The organism is Streptomyces sp. NBC_01450 (assembly GCF_036227505.1).
GTDB lineage: Bacteria > Actinomycetota > Actinomycetes > Streptomycetales > Streptomycetaceae > Streptomyces.
The window spans coordinates 6726643-6742436 of sequence record NZ_CP109480.1 but is presented as its reverse complement, the minus strand read 5'-3'; the positions used below and the strand labels follow the sequence as shown (position 1 = coordinate 6742436).

General features: G+C 70.9%; 15 protein-coding genes. 6 read left to right on the top strand and 9 right to left on the bottom strand.

All coding sequences use genetic code 11. The features are described from left to right. Nucleotides 1-81: 81 nt before the first annotated feature. From OG568_RS30135 to OG568_RS30125, 3 genes are all read right to left on the bottom strand, one after another. Complete coding sequence (locus OG568_RS30135) at nt 82-738, bottom strand: SurA N-terminal domain-containing protein (RefSeq protein WP_329533813.1); 657 nt, start codon at nt 736-738, stop codon at nt 82-84. 215 nt (nt 739-953) lie between these two features. Further along, nucleotides 954-1574, bottom strand: coding sequence for a hypothetical protein (locus OG568_RS30130; RefSeq protein ID WP_329533812.1), 621 nt, complete (start codon nt 1572-1574; stop codon nt 954-956). 9 nt (nt 1575-1583) lie between these two features. Then, nucleotides 1584-2411 carry a glycoside hydrolase domain-containing protein gene (locus OG568_RS30125; protein ID WP_121415926.1) on the bottom strand — a complete coding sequence of 276 codons (828 nt, stop codon included), beginning with the start codon at nt 2409-2411 and terminating at the stop codon, nt 1584-1586. 389 nt (nt 2412-2800) lie between these two features. Between OG568_RS30125 and OG568_RS30120 the strand changes: the two genes are divergently transcribed. Together OG568_RS30120 and OG568_RS30115 are read left to right on the top strand one after the other, a co-directional pair. Then, nucleotides 2801-3517, top strand: a complete 717-nt coding sequence (locus OG568_RS30120) for a hypothetical protein (RefSeq protein ID WP_329533811.1) — start codon at nt 2801-2803, stop codon at nt 3515-3517. Nucleotides 3518-3617: 100 nt separating this feature from the next. Then, a complete protein-coding gene (locus OG568_RS30115; RefSeq protein WP_329533810.1) occupies nt 3618-3992 on the top strand; it encodes a hypothetical protein in 375 nt (124 codons plus the stop codon). Between the two features lie 49 nt (nt 3993-4041). Here the strand turns inward: OG568_RS30115 and OG568_RS30110 are convergent, their stop codons facing one another. Further along, complete coding sequence (locus OG568_RS30110; protein ID WP_329533809.1) at nt 4042-5757, bottom strand: insulinase family protein; 1716 nt, start codon at nt 5755-5757, stop codon at nt 4042-4044. A gap of 33 nt (nt 5758-5790) precedes the next feature. Then, the gene (locus OG568_RS30105) at nt 5791-6744 is read right to left on the bottom strand and encodes a hypothetical protein (RefSeq protein ID WP_329533808.1); all 954 of its coding nucleotides are present in this window, start codon (nt 6742-6744) and stop codon (nt 5791-5793) included. A 242-nt stretch (nt 6745-6986) separates the two neighbouring features. Between OG568_RS30105 and OG568_RS30100 the strand changes: the two genes are divergently transcribed. Together OG568_RS30100 and OG568_RS30095 are read left to right on the top strand one after the other, a co-directional pair. Next, complete coding sequence (locus OG568_RS30100; protein WP_266582895.1) at nt 6987-7430, top strand: hypothetical protein; 444 nt, start codon at nt 6987-6989, stop codon at nt 7428-7430. A 128-nt stretch (nt 7431-7558) separates the two neighbouring features. Then, nucleotides 7559-8293 carry a hypothetical protein gene (locus OG568_RS30095; protein ID WP_329533807.1) on the top strand — a complete coding sequence of 245 codons (735 nt, stop codon included), beginning with the start codon at nt 7559-7561 and terminating at the stop codon, nt 8291-8293. A 12-nt stretch (nt 8294-8305) separates the two neighbouring features. Here the strand turns inward: OG568_RS30095 and OG568_RS30090 are convergent, their stop codons facing one another. After that, entirely contained in the window at nt 8306-8812 is a 507-nt protein-coding gene (locus tag OG568_RS30090; protein ID WP_329533806.1) for a GNAT family N-acetyltransferase, read from the bottom strand. A 348-nt stretch (nt 8813-9160) separates the two neighbouring features. After that, nucleotides 9161-9883 carry an HNH endonuclease family protein gene (locus OG568_RS30085; RefSeq protein WP_443077892.1) on the bottom strand — a complete coding sequence of 241 codons (723 nt, stop codon included), beginning with the start codon at nt 9881-9883 and terminating at the stop codon, nt 9161-9163. A gap of 165 nt (nt 9884-10048) precedes the next feature. Between OG568_RS30085 and OG568_RS30080 the strand changes: the two genes are divergently transcribed. Beyond that, nucleotides 10049-10237 carry an antitoxin gene (locus OG568_RS30080; RefSeq protein WP_329533804.1) on the top strand — a complete coding sequence of 63 codons (189 nt, stop codon included), beginning with the start codon at nt 10049-10051 and terminating at the stop codon, nt 10235-10237. Nucleotides 10238-10368: 131 nt separating this feature from the next. On the opposite strand, the gene OG568_RS30075 is transcribed toward OG568_RS30080, so the two are convergent. After that, nucleotides 10369-11268 carry an SCO6745 family protein gene (locus tag OG568_RS30075; RefSeq protein WP_329536499.1) on the bottom strand — a complete coding sequence of 300 codons (900 nt, stop codon included), beginning with the start codon at nt 11266-11268 and terminating at the stop codon, nt 10369-10371. A 137-nt stretch (nt 11269-11405) separates the two neighbouring features. Between OG568_RS30075 and OG568_RS30070 the strand changes: the two genes are divergently transcribed. After that, nucleotides 11406-11990: a TetR/AcrR family transcriptional regulator gene (locus tag OG568_RS30070; protein WP_329533803.1), complete on the top strand. Its 585-nt coding sequence runs from the start codon at nt 11406-11408 to the stop codon at nt 11988-11990. Nucleotides 11991-12075: 85 nt separating this feature from the next. On the opposite strand, the gene mfd is transcribed toward OG568_RS30070, so the two are convergent. Beyond that, complete coding sequence (gene mfd / locus OG568_RS30065; RefSeq protein WP_329533802.1) at nt 12076-15606, bottom strand: transcription-repair coupling factor; 3531 nt, start codon at nt 15604-15606, stop codon at nt 12076-12078. Nucleotides 15607-15794: the final 188 nt, after the last annotated feature.

The following is a 15794-nucleotide window of genomic DNA, read 5'->3' as shown; positions in this document are numbered from 1 at the left end:
AACGTAACCCACGCCACCGACGCCCCCGGAAGTTATCCACAGGCAGGGCTTCTACAGGGCTCCTGCAGGCCTTCTGACCTGCTACGCCGTCTGCTGAGTCCCGTTCGGTGTGACCTCCCGCAGCCACGGAGTCTTCACATCGACGTTGCTCTTCTGGACGTCCCAGGCGCCGTAGCGCGGGTTCAGGTCGACGTTCAGCTTCTTGGACGCGTCGGACATGGCCTTCCAGAACGTGGCCTTGCCGTCGGTGGTGTTCATGTCGGCACCGAGCGCGGCGGCGAGTTTCCGCGCCTCGATCTCGGTACGGAGGTTGTCGTCGAGACGCCGGGGCGCCACCCCGTACTGCTGCAGCCAGGCCGTCTCCAGCGCCTTCGCGCCGCCTGCCTGCTGCTCCAGTTCCGCCCGCATCTGCTGGGTGTCCGCGCGGGTGACGCTCACGCCCGCATCCTTGGCGGCCCGGTCGAGGACCTGGTCGAGGACCATGGTGTGCAGGGTGGCGCGGGCGAGGCTGCCGGTCTTGGCGATGGCCTGCTCGTACTGGGTCTCGTCCTTGATGGCGGCACGCTGCGCCGAGCGCACCTCGTTCACCCGGCTCTCCAACTGCGCGACCGTGATCCGCTGACCACCGACGACGGCCGCGGCGCCTGGGTGCGCCTCGCCGCCGCACGCCGTGAGAAGGGGGGCCGCGGCGACGATCGCGGCGGAGAGGACGAACGCGGTGCGACGGCGGCGGTGCAAGGAAACCTCCCGAGGAGATTGTGCGACGGTGCACAAAGTCTTGCGGTGATCGATGTTAGGCAGTGGCCCGGCTCTCGGCCAGCCATTCGACCAACGATTCGCGGAGACTTCAGATACCGCCGCGGCCGCCGTGACACGTGGGACGGCCACCGTCCGCTCGTACGACCGTTCGCATCCACCGACGCGGCCGATCGCGTCCTGTCGTACCGGCCCGGCTAACCGCGTGCCTCGGCCTCGCGCTCGACGACCCCGGCGACCTCCGCGCGCAGTCCGTCGCCGACGCGCGCCACGGTGATGTTCTTGGCGCTCGTGGCGTCGGTCCCGGCGTCCCCCACCAGCACGAAGTCGACCTTCTGGTGCTGCGGGGCGGTCTGCGTGGCGGCCGTGACCTCCGGTTTCCCGGTCACGAGGACCACGTCGCAGGACCGCTGGAGCAGTCCGTCGAGGTGGGCCCGTGCGTGGGCCGCCGACTGCTCACCGGTCACCGGCACGTGGCTCACGCGCGCGTGCGTCTTGCGGGACGCGTCCCGCATGCCCTGCCAGACCTCGGCCGCGGTGGTCCCGGCCGTGATCCCGTCCTCGCCGGTCAGCAGGCAGACGTCGACGTCCTCGTAGTGGCGGGCCCGGGGGTCGGACGGCTTCGGCTTGGTGTCGGTGCGGGAGAGGAAGTACCCGGTGACCGCGACCGCGACCGCGACGGTCACGGCACCGGCCACCATCGCGACCCCCTGGGCGCCCAGTACACGCGGCCACTGGAGTACCGCCCGCACACCGGCGGCGAGCCGCGACTCCCGCGTGGCCTCACGCGCCGCCTTCGCGCGCTGTGTCTGCGGCACCTTCGACTGTCAGCCCGTGATGGCGACCGGCGCGTCCCAGGCGTCGCGGTCCACGGTGATCGTGTAACCGCCGATGGTCTCCTTGCTGTTGACCATGTACTGGTGGGCGCGGCTGTGGCCGGTGAACTGGGTGGAGCCCCACGGCCAGTCCGAGGTCGTGGTGTTGGCCTTGTCCCACAGCGCGTACCAGAGGTTGCCCGGCAGGTCCGTCTTGTCGGTCGCGGTCGCGATGGCCTTGGCGCTGGAGCTGGTGAAGCCGTAGAACCCGGTCCGGTACGTCTTGGCGTGCAGCGCCTTGTCGAAGGCGCGTACGTACGTCAGCGTGGCCTTGTTGCACGCCGCGTTCGTGATGTCGTACGACTCCATGTCCAGGTAGATCGGGCTGCCCGCCTTCATGCCCAGCGCGGACGCCTTGGCCACCGCGTCCGCGGCGTCGGTGGCGCCGAGCGAGGCGGCGTTGGTCGCGGTGAGCTTCTCCGGGTTGGAGCCGGTCTGGCAGGACGGCTGGGCGCCGACGTACAGCGGGATGAGCTTCCAGCCCAGCGTGCTGACCGACTTCACCCAGGACGCGGTGAGGTTGGGCTGGCTGCAGCCGCGGTTCTTGCCGCCGATGTACACCGCGGCCGCTCCGTAGAAGCCGGTGTGCCAGGCCTTCATCGCGGTCAGCGACGGTGCGGCACAGGTGTCGAAGGCGCGGCCCGTGAACGTCCGCTGGGCGGGCCAGGTGGTCGCCGCCATCGACGTCTGCGCCGCGATCCCGGCCCCGGCGACCACGGCCGCTCCCGCCGTCGCCCAAGCGATGTAACGGCCCTTCTTAGACATCCGATGGCTGGACATCCCCACCCCATTCATGACACGCGCACGTCACGGCGCACGGAGCGCGCAGGACTTGCGGACACAGAGAACAAACCAAGACAGTTCACGACGCTTGAGCCCCGTCGGCGCCCATCCCCGGCTCACCGACGAGAGCGGGTGACCGGCCCCCGGCGCGCGGGGCGGATCGCACGGTAACCGACACCACCCCCTTGATCGGGAAACCCCGCACCTCGATCGCCACAAGAATCCCTCAAGGCACGGCAAAACATGGGCAGTCCACGGAACCCCGGGCCGATCGACTCCCTCTTTTAGTGATCTTTGACGCATGCATGCCTGTGGATGGCCTGTGCACCCATAGAGTCCGCTCGGCTCAACAGCACCACTTCTCGAAGAAGGACTCAGACATCCCGATGCGTCACCCCTCCCGCGCGGCCAAGGCGCTGCTCGCCGCAGCCGTGCTCCCGCTGGCCCTGGCGGCCTGCTCCTCCGGAACCACCGCCCAGCCCTCGTCCGCCAAGACGAAGCCGGCCAAGGACCCCAACGCCGGTCTGCTGACGGGCGCGCAGCTCAAGAAGGCACTGGCGCCCGCGTCCTTCTTCGCCGCCGGTTTCGCGGTCGACCCGAGCGGCGCGCGTGACTCCGGCACCACGTACGCCCCGCCGAGCTCCTCCCCCGCGCCGAAGCCGGACTGCTCCCTGCTGGGCGGCACCAGCTGGATAACGATCACCGGCGACTCGGGGGTGTCCTTCGCCCAGAACGACTACATCAGCAAGAACACTTCCGAGGACATCGCCCAGGAGGTCGACACCTACCGCGGCACGACCTCGACGACCGTGCTGACGAACCTGGAGAAGGCCGCGACCACGTGCGCGACCTTCACCGACTCCCAGACGCACAGCAAGGTGAAGGCCACCGGCGCCACCACGCCCGGCCTGGGCGACGCCGCGTACACCATCACCCTGACCGACAGCGCCTGGGAGAACGGCACGACCCTGATCGCCGTGCGCGCGGGCACCGACGTCGTCAGCGTCATGTCCACGGACGGGCACGACAACGGCGCCGCCACGGCCAAGAAGCTGGCGGCCCAGATCGTGACGTCCCTGAAGGGCGAACACCAGCACGCATGACCCATCGGGTGGGAACATGACACCCCGAGATGTTTCTCGGAGCCCGGGAAACATCTCGGGGGGGGGCTCGTAGGGCGCTGGTGAGTGCTCGGGGGGTGTGATGGGCATGGGCAAGCGCTTGGAAGCCGGCTGGGCACAGCGGCTCGCGTGGTCGGTTCTGGTGATCGTGTCGCTGGGGCTGCTGGTGTGGGTGCCGTTCCTGTATGTGGCGATCCGCCGCGGCCGGGGCTCGGACTGGGGCGCCTTCACCGCGTTCGCGCTGTACGAGCTGGTGACGCTGTTGTGGACGACCATCGAGTCGGACGCGGGCGATCTCATCTTCGGCGCGGTCGTCATCTTCACCCTGGCGATGGCGGTCTGGCTGCTGTTGTTCGCGCTGTTCGACAAGCGCACGCCGAAGTACGCCGCGGCGAACGCGGGTCTGGTGCCGGGGCCCTTGCCGGGTCCGGCGCCGGGCAACCCGTATCTGCGCTGAGGTCACCCGGAGACCCGCGTCCCCGTACGGGGTCGAGGCGCCGGGTGGTTCACCCCCGCCGGGTGCTTCGCACCACTCTGACGGCCGGCCAGGCCAGCAGTGCCCCGACGGCCCAGAGGAAGACGGCGAGAGCGGCCCATTCCCCGGTGCTGGTCTCCGGGTCCGAGAAGCCGAAGACGGTGTACGAGAGGGCCAGGAGGGACCACAGCCCCGCGAGCACCCCGAAGATGACGAGCATCGCCGTCTGCCCGCCGGTACGCCGCGCCACTGTCTTCTGCTGAACCGCACCGGCGGATCCCCTGGCATCCCCCGCCGAAGCGGCACCCGCCGACTGCCGCTGCTGCCGGGGCGGCAGGTGCACCACCGCACTCGGATGCACCGCCGCGTCGATGGTCGCCATGGTGTGCGCGTCGATCCCGTACTCGCCCGGCTCCACCTCCACGGACAGCCCGTCGGTGCCGATGAGCCGGCGCCCGCCGTCGGGCCAGCTGAGCAGGGCGGCGCACGCGCGGTAGAGCACGGTGGCCGCCTCGCCGCCCGCCGTCAGGCTGACACCCTCGCCCCCGACGACCATGGCCGGCCCGCCCTTGCGTACGGCCTCGAACCGCGTGCCGGTGACGGCGTACGACGAAGTGGTCGGGGCCGCCGTGTAGCCGGCCCAGTCGGCCTTGTGCCCCGAGGGAGCCTGCAGCAGCGCCGTCCCGGCGGCCTCCAGCGCCACCGCGTGCACCTGCTGCGGCGTCACCGCCCACAGCTCGGCGCGCAGTTCGTCGAGTCCGCGCGGCGGACGGTGGGCGAGCAGGTCCTCCGCCGCGCCCGGCAGCCGCCGTACGGCCGCGTCGGGCGCGGTCAGCGTGGCGTCGCTGCGGCCGCGTACGGCCTCCAGGTCGGCCTGCGCGATCCGGCCGACCTGCAGCCCCGCGAGCACGTCGACGAACCCTCCGAGGACCGCGTCCTGTTTGGCGGGCAGGGCGTCCGCGAAGGCGGTGACGGTCGCGAAACCGTCCCGGCGGGGGGCGTAGTCGGCGGCCGCCGTATAGGAGTAGCCGCCCTCCTGGCGCAGGGAGCGGGAGAGTTCGCGTTCCAGGACACCGGCGTAGAGCCGGGCGGCGGTGGTGTCGGTGACGACGGCGTCGAGCAGGACGCCGCCCTTGCCGTCGGAGAAGTAGGCGGGAGCGGTGGGGAGGGCGGAGGTGACGGCGGGCATGGGGTGCCGCCGGCCGCCGGGCAGTTTGAGCGAGAGCCCGGCCGGCAGCCGCTCCCCCGCGATCCACAGCACGGCGTTGTCCCGGGTGAACCAGGTCCCCGCCCACGCCCGTACGTCGTCCGGCCGCAGCCCCCGAACGCCCCACTCCGGGTAGCTGACCAGCCCGTACCCCTGTGCCCCGTACCGCCACAGCGGCAGCTGTCCGGGCTCCCGGCCCGCCTCCTCGGTGCGCAGGATCTCCTTCTCGGTCTCCAGCCGCTCCATGGGCAGGTCGAGGAGGGAGGTGCACACGCCGTCGAGGTAGGCGACGACTTCGTGCTCCGCGCCCTCCACGTGGAAGTGGGTGAACGCGGCCTTGGTCGCGCCGTTGAAGTGGTAGTCGGCCAGGCCCTGGCGATGCAGCGCCAGGTGTTCGACGAGGTGGGTGATCCCGGCCCCGGCGAGCGTCTCGTCGGCGACGCCGACGCGGAAGACCAGTCCGGCACGCATGGGCCCGGTGGCGTACGCGAAGAGGGTGGGTATGCCGTCCACCTCGGTGTGATGGATGCCCTGGCTCATCGTCTGCCTCTGCCTGTCTTGTTCGGCATCCGCTCAGCCTCTTCCGAGGGCGGCGGAACGGTGTTTGACGTATGCGTCCGCGGGCTTGCCGAGGTAGCTCCACGGGTACTCGGAGGCCAGGTTCCCCAGGGCGCGGAAGTGCGCGGCGGCGCGCGCGGTGTCCCCGGTCAGCGAGAAGAGTGCGGCGAAGACACCCTGGATGGTGACCCACCCGTACGCGGGTCGGTAGTACGGGTGCAGGACGGACCGTTCGGCGGCCTCGACGAGTTCGGCGTGGACGTGGGCCTGGCGCAGATAGTCGGTCCGCTCACTCCCCGCGGAGGGCAGATCGAGCCAGCGCTCCAGGTGCGCCTCCGCCACCAGACCACCGCTGAGCGACCCTTCGGGCGAGTTGAGCAGGCACTCGCGGGCGAACCCGTGTACCGCCTCCCAGCTCCCGCTCCACTTGGGACACAGCTGCTGGAGCAGCCGGGCCTGCCCGGTCAAGTGGTGCGGGTGGTACGCGGCCAGTCGGTCGTACCTCCGCCGCGCCTCGTTCTGACCGAGTTGCAGTCCCATCGCCGTGGTCAGGCGCGCGGCCCAGGCCGCGTCGTGGGACGGGTCGAGGGCGGTGGCCCGGATGAGCAGTTGCTCGGCCTGCCGCAGGTGCTCGTGCAGCTGCCGGAACTGCTCCCGGCTGACGTGCTCGGCGCGCGCGCTGCTGCGGATCTCCCAGCCGATCTCGATCTCGCGGGTCCCGAGCGTCGTGAGAGCCAGCACGTCGTCGGGGGCGGCGGCCACGACTTCCCGCAGGAAGTGCTCGACGCCGGGCACCTCGGCGACGACCCGGACGAGGAACGCCCGGTCGGTGCCCTGCGGCAGCCCGTCGGCGTACCGCCTGATCCCCGCCCAGTCCCGCCCGGCGGTCGCCTGCCGCAACCAGCCGACCTCCGGGAAGGCGGAGGCGAGCTCGAAGTCGGGGGGTGGGAGGGATGCGTCGGTCGGCATGGAGCGGATGGTAAGTGGGTGGTTGGAGACGGTTTTTGGTCAGGTGTGGGAAGACTGTGGGAACACACCGCCCAAACAGCGCATACGGGCGCCGGCTTGACCCTCCGATGACCGACCTTGACCGGTCCATGACTCGAACTTGAGTTCGCCTTGTGGAGGGTGGCGTCCCACCTTTCCCGTGGCTTGAAACAATCCATCCCATCGCCGTCACCGTCACCTCACCGTCACCAGGAGCCCCACCCGTGGCACTCAACGCCCGTCGCGCCAGACAACTGCTGGAGATCTCGGCCCCCTTGCTGCTCCAGGGTGAGCAGGTCGAACTCACGAGCGTGGCCGGCATCGGGACGGTCTCGGTGCGCAAGCAGGCCCTCACCGCGGCGGTGGTCGGCATCCTCAGCGCGGGAACGGTGATGGCGACGGTCACCCCGCGCCCCATGTACATCGTCCTGACGAACCAGCGGATCCTGTTCTTCGACGGCAACCGGGGCGGCAAGCCGGGCAAGTTGCTGATGAACCTCCCCCGCCCGTACGTCACCGCGAGCGCGGCCAAGAAGACCTTCCTGGGCCTCAAGGTGGTGACCCACCTGACCGTCGAGGGCCAGGAGGGCGCCCTCAAGGTCGACTTCCCGGTCCAGACCCGCGCCGACGGCCACCGGTTCGCCGCGGCACTGCCGGTCACGCGCTGACCTTCCCCCTCTCCCGGTCACGCTGGACATAGACCCTGTTCGCCCGGGCCCTCCCGAAAGCGGGCATCGCCTTACCCGAACCCACCACGATCCAGCTCCTGGACACCGATCTCACCGAGATCAAACCCATGGCGCGCCGCGTGGACACCCTGATGCGCGTCGACACGGCGGACAGCGGAAGCTACCTGCTCGCCGTTGAGGCGCAAGGCAAACCGGATCCGGACAAGCTCAACAGCTGGACGTACTACCTGGCGTACCTCTACGCCGAATACAAGCTGCCGCCCGTCCTGCTCGTCGTCTGCCAGGACAAGCCCACCGCGTCCTGGGCCGCGCAGCCCATCCGCATCGGCCTGCCCGCCCACACCAGCATCGCGGTCTTCCCACTGGTCCTGGGCCCCGAGAACCTCCCCACGATCATCGACCCGGACGAGGCGGCCGAAGACCTGGCACTCGCCGTCTTCTCCGCGCTCGCCCACGCCAACGACCCCGCCCTCCCTGCGATACTGGAGGCACTGGCGACGGCGCTCGCCAACATCGGAGGCGAGACCGCGCAGGACTGGGCGGAATACACCGAGATCGGCCTGGGCAACACCCAGAGCCGCGCATTCTGGAGGCACCTGATGACCCTGCGCCCCAGCCGCTTCCCCGGCAGCGGCACCCTCATCGAGGAAACCCGGATCGAGGGCCGTGCCGAGGGCCGTGCCGAGGACATCCTCCGCATCCTCGATCTCCGCGCCATCGACATCCCCGAGTCCGCCCGCGAGCGCGTCAACGGCTGCACCGACCTGGAGCTGCTGGGGACCTGGTTCGACCGGGCCCTCACGGTCACCACCGCGGAAGAGCTGTTCGCCGCGGAGGCGTAACAGACCCGGAGGTCACAGACGCCGGCGCATGCAGACCCGCAGCCAGCGCTCCAGGCCGTGGGCGGCCTCGCGTCGGCGGATGTCCTGGAGCCCGGGGCCGAGCGCGCCGTCGTCCAGGAACCGGAAGCCGCAGCGCACGTAGTAGGGCGCGTTCCAGGGGACGTCGGCAAAGGTGGTGAGGGTCAGAGCGGGCATCCCCTCAGCCGCGGCCCGGTGGCCGGCATGGTCCAGCAGCGACCGTCCGATGCCGCGCCGCGCACTGTCCGGGTGCACCGACACCTGCTCGATGTGCAGGTTGCCGTCGACGTGTTCCGCGATGAGGTACGCCACCGGCCTGTCGGCCTCGTCGGCCGCGACCCAGGCCAGGTCGGCACGCTGATAGTGGGCGAGGTCGGTGACCGGGAGGGGCTCGTCGTCGGCGATCTCCGGCATGCCGATGTCGGCGAAGCATCGCCCGGCGGCCCGCTCGATGTCCTGAAGGAGGGGCAGTTCGTCGATGTGGACTGCTCGGATGCGCATTGATGCATTGTCGCCGCGGGAACCGGTCGAGCACCCTTCCCCGCGACATCCCCCACCTGTGGATGTCGCCCGTCATGGCAGTACCCGCCGTTAGTGTCACAGCCCATGAGTGATCAACGGCATGCGGTGATCGTCCGCAGGGCCGAACCGGACGACGTCGAAGGGCTCGTCGCGTGCAGCGGCGCGCTGTTCGCCGAGGACGCCGGTACCCGGGATCCGAGCATCGACATCAACTGGCCGCACGAGCACGGACAGGACCCCGAAGCCCGCCCACCGTCCGCAGGCATCGGCTCCGGTCGCTGCGTGGCGCGCCGGGCGTCGCTGACGCGGGACCGACATGAACCGGCGTCAGTTCGCGGTGAACCGCTTGGGTGCCTGGGTGGGGTTGCCGCCCGAGGGGAGCTTCTGGCCGGGGCACTCGGAGAGCGCCTTCTTCATCGCGGCCTTCTCCCCGCTGGTGACCCACAGCCCGTACTTCTTCTTCACGGCCACCTGCGCGGCCACATACGCGCAGCGGTACCCCTTGTTGGGCGGGAGCCAGGTCGCGGTGTCGCCGTCACCCTTGCTGCGGTTGGTGCTCGCGTCGACGGACAGCAGGTTGAGCGGATCGTTGGCCAGGGCTATCCGCTTGCTCGCGTCCCAGTACTTGGCGCCCTTCTGCCAGGCGTCCGAGAGCGCGACGAGGTGGTCTATGTCCACCATGCTGCGACCACGCTTGTACGTCACTTCCTTACCGGAGTACGGGTCCGGGTCGAGCGTCCCGGAGACCACCTTGCAGGTGCCGCCGGTGAACTTCACGTTCTTCAGGTCCCGCTTGAGGATGTCGTCGCGGGTGTCGCACTTGTTGGAGTCCGTGTCGGCCCATGCCGTGCCGAACCTCGCCCTGCTGTACCCCGTCTTGGGCGCGCGCCCCTTGACGGCCAGCGAGTCCACGGCGGTGAGCGCGGCACCGCCGGCCGCCGTACCCTGCGAGCCGGCGGAGCCCGTGGTGTCCTTCTTGCAGCCACTGACCCCCGCGCCGACGACCAACACCACCAATGCGGCAGCCGCCGCCCCACCCCTCAGACGCACCACGACGCCCCTCCCCTTGCTCCCCGGGTCCGCCCTGTACAGGGCGCGTTTCCCTGGTGCCCACGGTAGCGGCGGGTATGCCCGGCCCATACCCGCACTCAACGGGCAATAGGTGCACGCCGGGCGTATCGTCGGTGGTGACACACCTCCGGAAGGAGCTCCCGCATGGGCATCTTCGACAGATTCAAGGATCATGCGAAGTCCAAAGGCAAGGACATGTCCGACGCCGGAGAACGGGAGATCAACGAGAAGACGGGCAACAAGTACACGGACCAGGTCGACGACGCCCAGCGGAGGATCGAGGGCGCGACGGGCATGGACCGCGAACCGACCGACCGGCCCGACCAGCCGTAGAGGCAGAGACGCGGAGCCGCGCGAGGCGCGACACACCCACCGATCGGCCGTGGCACCGAGGCCGTCCGCGAGGCCCGACTCCCGCGGGCGGCTTCACTCGCGCCCGGCGCCCCGCACGCTCACACCTCCACTCACACCTTCCCGATCCCCAGCGTGGACTCCGAAGGCAGCAGCCCCGAGCCCAGCACCGCGACCCAGAACTCGCCGAGCAGCTCGGCCAGTCGGCTCCGCTCGGCCGGGGTGAGGGTGCGCCAGGGAGCGGCGGCCAGTTCGTCCGTGTGGCGTTCGACCTCGGCGCGCAGGTCGCGGCCCGCGAGTGTGGCGGTGCCGGATTCGGTGACGAGGCCGCGCGAGACGAGGCGTTCACGGGCGGCCCGCCACTCCGCCGGGCTCCAGCCGCGGCTCTCGAAGCGCTCGACCGAGGCCGCTCCGATCGCCGCGAAGGAGACGAGCGCTTCGACGGGGTCGAGCCCGGCGACGAGCAGCGCCGCGAGGTGGCCGTCGCCGCGGTGCTCGCGCAGGATCGTCGCCGCATGCCACAACTGGAGGTGCGGGGCGGTCGGCCACGCCAACTCCGCGTTGGCCGCGGCCATGGGGCGGCCGGCGGTGTTCGCGAATTCGGCGACGCGGCGCAACAGCCCGGCGGCCTCGACGAGTTCGGGGCTCGCCGCACGGTCCCCGAATATCGCCCGGTACGCCCGGTCCATGCCCTGCTCCCTCGCCTTCAGCACGTCCGCGGGGCTCGCGGTGAGCCACGCGGAGTCCATGTGCGCGGCGACCATCCGCGGACTGAAGCTGTAGAAGGCGGAGGACACGCGCTCGCTCCCGACCGCACCCAACGGGGCGGCGCGGAGGGGGAAGTAGGTCGGCCAGCGCTCCCCCGTCCCGTAGCCGAGCGCGGCCGCCTCCTCGAAGACCTCCGGCGCGTAATAGAGCACCGCGTGCAGGGGCTCCAGCAGGTGCCACAGCCGGCGCACCTCGCCGAGCTCGACCCCGGCCTCCACACCGGCGGCCCCGTCCCCCTGAATCATCCCGCCGACCTCACTACCGTGCTCCGACATGACGAACCCCCTCGTCCCGTTCCCACTCACGCGATAACTTGACACTGACAAGATTGCCCGACCTCGCCAAACTTGTCAATGACTAGATTCGGCGTACGCTGCTGACCATGGAGACCGTGAAGACCACTCCCCAACGCCCCTACCACCACGGCGATCTACGTCGCGCGATCCTGAGCGCCGCGCTCGACGTCATCGCCACCGAAGGCCCGTCCGCACTGAGTCTGCGCGACCTGGCCCGCCGGGCGGGCGTCTCGCACGCGGCTCCGGCCCACCACTTCAAGGACCGCACCGGCCTGCTCACCGCGATCGCGGCCGAGGGCCACGCGCTGCTGGCGGCCACGCTCGCCGAGGCCACGGACCTGCGGGACGCGGGCGTCCACTACGTACGCTTCGCGCGTGAGCACCCCGCGCACTTCCAGGTGATGTTCACGCCTGAGCTGCTGCGCGAGAACGACCTGGAGCTGGCCACGGCCCGCGCCCTGACCGCGGACCGCCTGCGTCGGGCCGTCTCCGACCGGGTGCCGGAACCCGGCATCGACCCCCGCCTCGCCGGAGTCGCCGCCTGGTCCCTGGCCCACGGCTTCGCCACGCTGCTCCTCGGCCACAACCTGGACGGCGCGGTCGGCGACCAGGACCCCGAGGAGGTCTTCCGCACCCTGACGGGAATGCTGTTCCAGCCACCGTCGGCGTGACCCCGGCCTCCACCACCGGCCACGCCGACCCCTACGACCCGCGCGACCCCTACGAACCGCGCGCCCCCTACGAACCGCGCGCCCCCTACGACCCGAGAATCGTCGCCAGGAACTCCCCGGTCCACCCCAGCAACTCCCGCCCGACCAGCGGCTTTCCGCCCACCTTCGCCGTCTTCGGGCGGGGGACCAGAAGCTGGTGGGCGGCCGGCTTGATGACCGTGCCCGGGTAGAGCCGCTTGAGCCGGAGTTCCTGGGACTCGCGCAACTCCGCCGGCGCGAAGCGGATGTTGTTGCCCTGGAGCACCACCTCGCCGACACCGCACGCCCGCGCGAGCATCCGCAGGCCCGCCACCAGGAGCAGGTTCTCCACCGGCTCGGGCAGCTTGCCGTAGCGGTCGGTGAGTTCCTCGCGTACGGCCCTGACGTCCTCCTCCGTGTTGGCGGAGGCGATGGCGCGGTAGGCCTGCAGACGCAGCCGCTCGCCCGGCGCGTAGTCGTGCGGGACGTGCGCGTCGACCGGCAGCTCGATCTTGACCTCCAGGGGCGGCTCCTCCTCGACGCCGCCTTCCAGGGAGGCCCGGTAGTCCGCCACCGCCTCGCCGACCATCCGCACGTACAGGTCGAAACCGACGCCCGCGATGTGACCCGACTGCTCACCGCCGAGCAGATTGCCCGCGCCGCGGATCTCCAGGTCCTTCATCGCCACGTACATGCCCGCGCCCATCTCCGTGTGCTGGGCGATGGTCGCGAGCCGCTCGTGCGCGGTCTCCGTCAGGGGCTTCTCCGGCGGGTACAGGAAGTAGGCGTAGCCGCGCTCACGGCCCCGGCCCACCCGGCCGCGCAGCTGGTGCAACTGCGAGAGGCCGAAGTTGTCGCCGCGCTCCACGATCAGCGTGTTGGCGTTGGAGATGTCGATGCCGGATTCGACGATCGTGGTCGACACCAGCACGTCGAACCTCTTCTCCCAGAAGTCGACGACCACCTGCTCCAGAGCCTGCTCCCCCATCTGGCCGTGCGCCGTCGCGATACGCGCCTCGGGGACGATCTCACGCAGCCGCGCCGCCGCCCGGTCGATCGACTCGACCCGGTTGTGGATGTAGAAGACCTGGCCCTCGCGCAGCAGTTCGCGGCGGACGGCCGCGCCGATCTGCTTCTCCTCGTACGGGCCGACGAAGGTCAGCACCGGGTGCCGCTCCTCGGGCGGAGTCGTGATCGTGGACATCTCGCGGATGCCCGTCACCGCCATCTCCAGCGTGCGGGGGATCGGGGTCGCCGACATCGTCAGGACGTCGACGTTCGCGCGCAGCTTCTTCAGCTGCTCCTTGTGCTCGACGCCGAAGCGCTGCTCCTCGTCGACGATGACCAGGCCCAGGTCCTTGAACTTCGTCTCGGCGGAGAACAGCCGGTGGGTGCCGATGACGACGTCCACCGCGCCGTCCCGCAGACCCTCCAGGACGGCCTTCGCCTCCGTGTCGGTCTGGAAGCGGGACAGGGCGCGGACGTTCACCGGGAACTGCGAGTAGCGCTCGGAGAACGTCCCGAAGTGCTGCTGCACCAGCAGCGTCGTCGGCACCAGGACCGCGACCTGCTTGCCGTCCTGCACCGCCTTGAAGGCCGCGCGGACCGCGATCTCCGTCTTGCCGTAGCCCACGTCGCCGCAGATCAGGCGGTCCATCGGGACCGTCTTCTCCATGTCCTCCTTGACCTCGGCGATGGTCGTGAGCTGGTCGGGGGTCTCCGCGTACGGGAAGGCGTCCTCGAGTTCGCGCTGCCAAGGGGTGTCGGAACCGAAGGCATGCCCCGGGGCCGCCATCCGCGCGCTGTACAGCTTGATCAGGTCCGCCGCGATCTCCTTGACCGCCTTCTTGGCGCGCGCCTTGGTCTTCGTCCAGTCGGCGCCGCCCAGGCGGTGCAGGGTGGGGGCCTCGCCGCCGACGTACTTGGTGATCTGTTCCAGCTGGTCGGTGGGGATGTAGAGGCGGTCGCCGGGCTGGCCGCGCTTGGCGGGGGCGTACTCCACCACCAGGTATTCGCGGGTCGCGCCCTGGACGGTCCGCTGCACCATCTCGATGTAGCGGCCGACACCGTGCTGCTCGTGCACGATGTAGTCGCCCGCTTCGAGGGTGAGCGGATCGATGGTCTTGCGGCGGCGGGCCGGCATGCGCGCGCCGTCCTTGCCGGCCGCCTTCTGGCCGGAGAGGTCGGTCTCCGTCAGGACCGCCAGCTTGAGCGCCGTGTCCACGAAGCCGAAGTCGATCGAACCGCACGCGACCTGCACCACGGCGGGCGTCAGCGCGGTCAGCTCCGCGTCGAGGCGGGCCGCGATGCCCTCGCCGCCGAGGACCTCGACGGTACGGGCGGCGGGGCCGTGCGCCTCGGTGACGTACACCGTGCGCCAGCCGTCCGCGAGCCAGCCCTTGGTGTCGGCGAGTGCCCTGGCCGTGTCGCCGCGGTAGGTCTCGGGGGCGTGCATGCCGAGCTTGAGGGTGTCCGCGTCCAGTTCCTCGTCGGCCGCGAACGGCGACACCGACCACCACATCATGTCCAGCTCGCGCGCCCGGTCACGGACGTCCGCGATGGCCCACAGGGAGGCCGCGCCGACGTCGATGGGGGCCTCGCCGCCCCCGGCCGTCGCCGCCCAGGACGCCTGCAGGAACTCCTGCGAGGTCGCCACCAGGTCCGCGGCCCGCGTCCGTACCCGCTCCGGGTCGCAGACGACGGCCATCGAGCCCTTGGGCAGGACGTCGAGCAGCAGCTCCATGTCGTCGACGAGGACCGGGGCCAGCGACTCCATGCCCTCCACGGCGATGCCCTCGGCGATCTTGCCGAGCAGTTCGCCCAGCTCGGGATGTTCCTCGGCGAGCCGGGCCGCCCGCTCGCGCACCTCGTCCGTCAGGAGCAGTTCGCGGCAGGGCGGCGCCCACAGGCCGTGCTCGGCGACCTCGAGGGAACGCTGGTCGGCGACCTTGAAGTAACGGATCTCCTCGACGTCGTCGCCCCAGAACTCCACTCGGAGGGGGTGCTCCTCGGTGGGCGGGAAGACGTCCAGGATGCCGCCGCGTACGGCGAACTCGCCGCGCTTCTCGACGAGCTCGACCCGGGCGTACGCGGCTGCCGCGAGCGCTTCGACGATCCCGCCCAGGTCGGCGCTCTGGCCCGTCCGCAGCGCGACCGGCTCCAGGTCTCCCAGGCCCTTGACCTGCGGCTGCAGCACCGAGCGGACCGGGGCGACGACGACCGACACCGGGCCGGTCTCGGGGTCGTCGGGGCGCGGGTGCGCCAGGCGGCGCAGCACGGCGAGACGGCGGCCGACCGTGTCCGACCGGGGGGAGAGCCGCTCGTGCGGGAGCGTCTCCCACGACGGGTACTCCACGACCGTGTCCGCCGGGAGGAGGGATCTGAGCGCGGCGGCCAGGTCCTCGGCCTCGCGTCCCGTGGCCGTCACGGCCAGTACGGGGCGGCCCGCGTCGCGGGCCAGGGCCGCCACCGCGAAGGGGCGGGCGGCGGGCGGGCCGACCAGGTCGATGTGCATCCGGTTGCCGTCGGTGGCGGCCTTCACCGCTTCCACGAGGGCGGCGTCCTTGACGACGGCGTCGAGCAGACCGTGCAGGCTCATGAAGGGCTTCCATCCCGAAGAGAGGGCAACGCGAACCGCCCGACACGTCTCGACGGGCCGGGGTTGTCCAGCCTACGACGGCGCCGCGCTCCCTGTGAGACGCAAGAGGTGGACGGGTCCCGGCCGGGCGGGGAATCGGGGCGGGGCCCCGTCCCAGGGGCGCGGGGCCGTGTTTCCCGCTGGAAGTG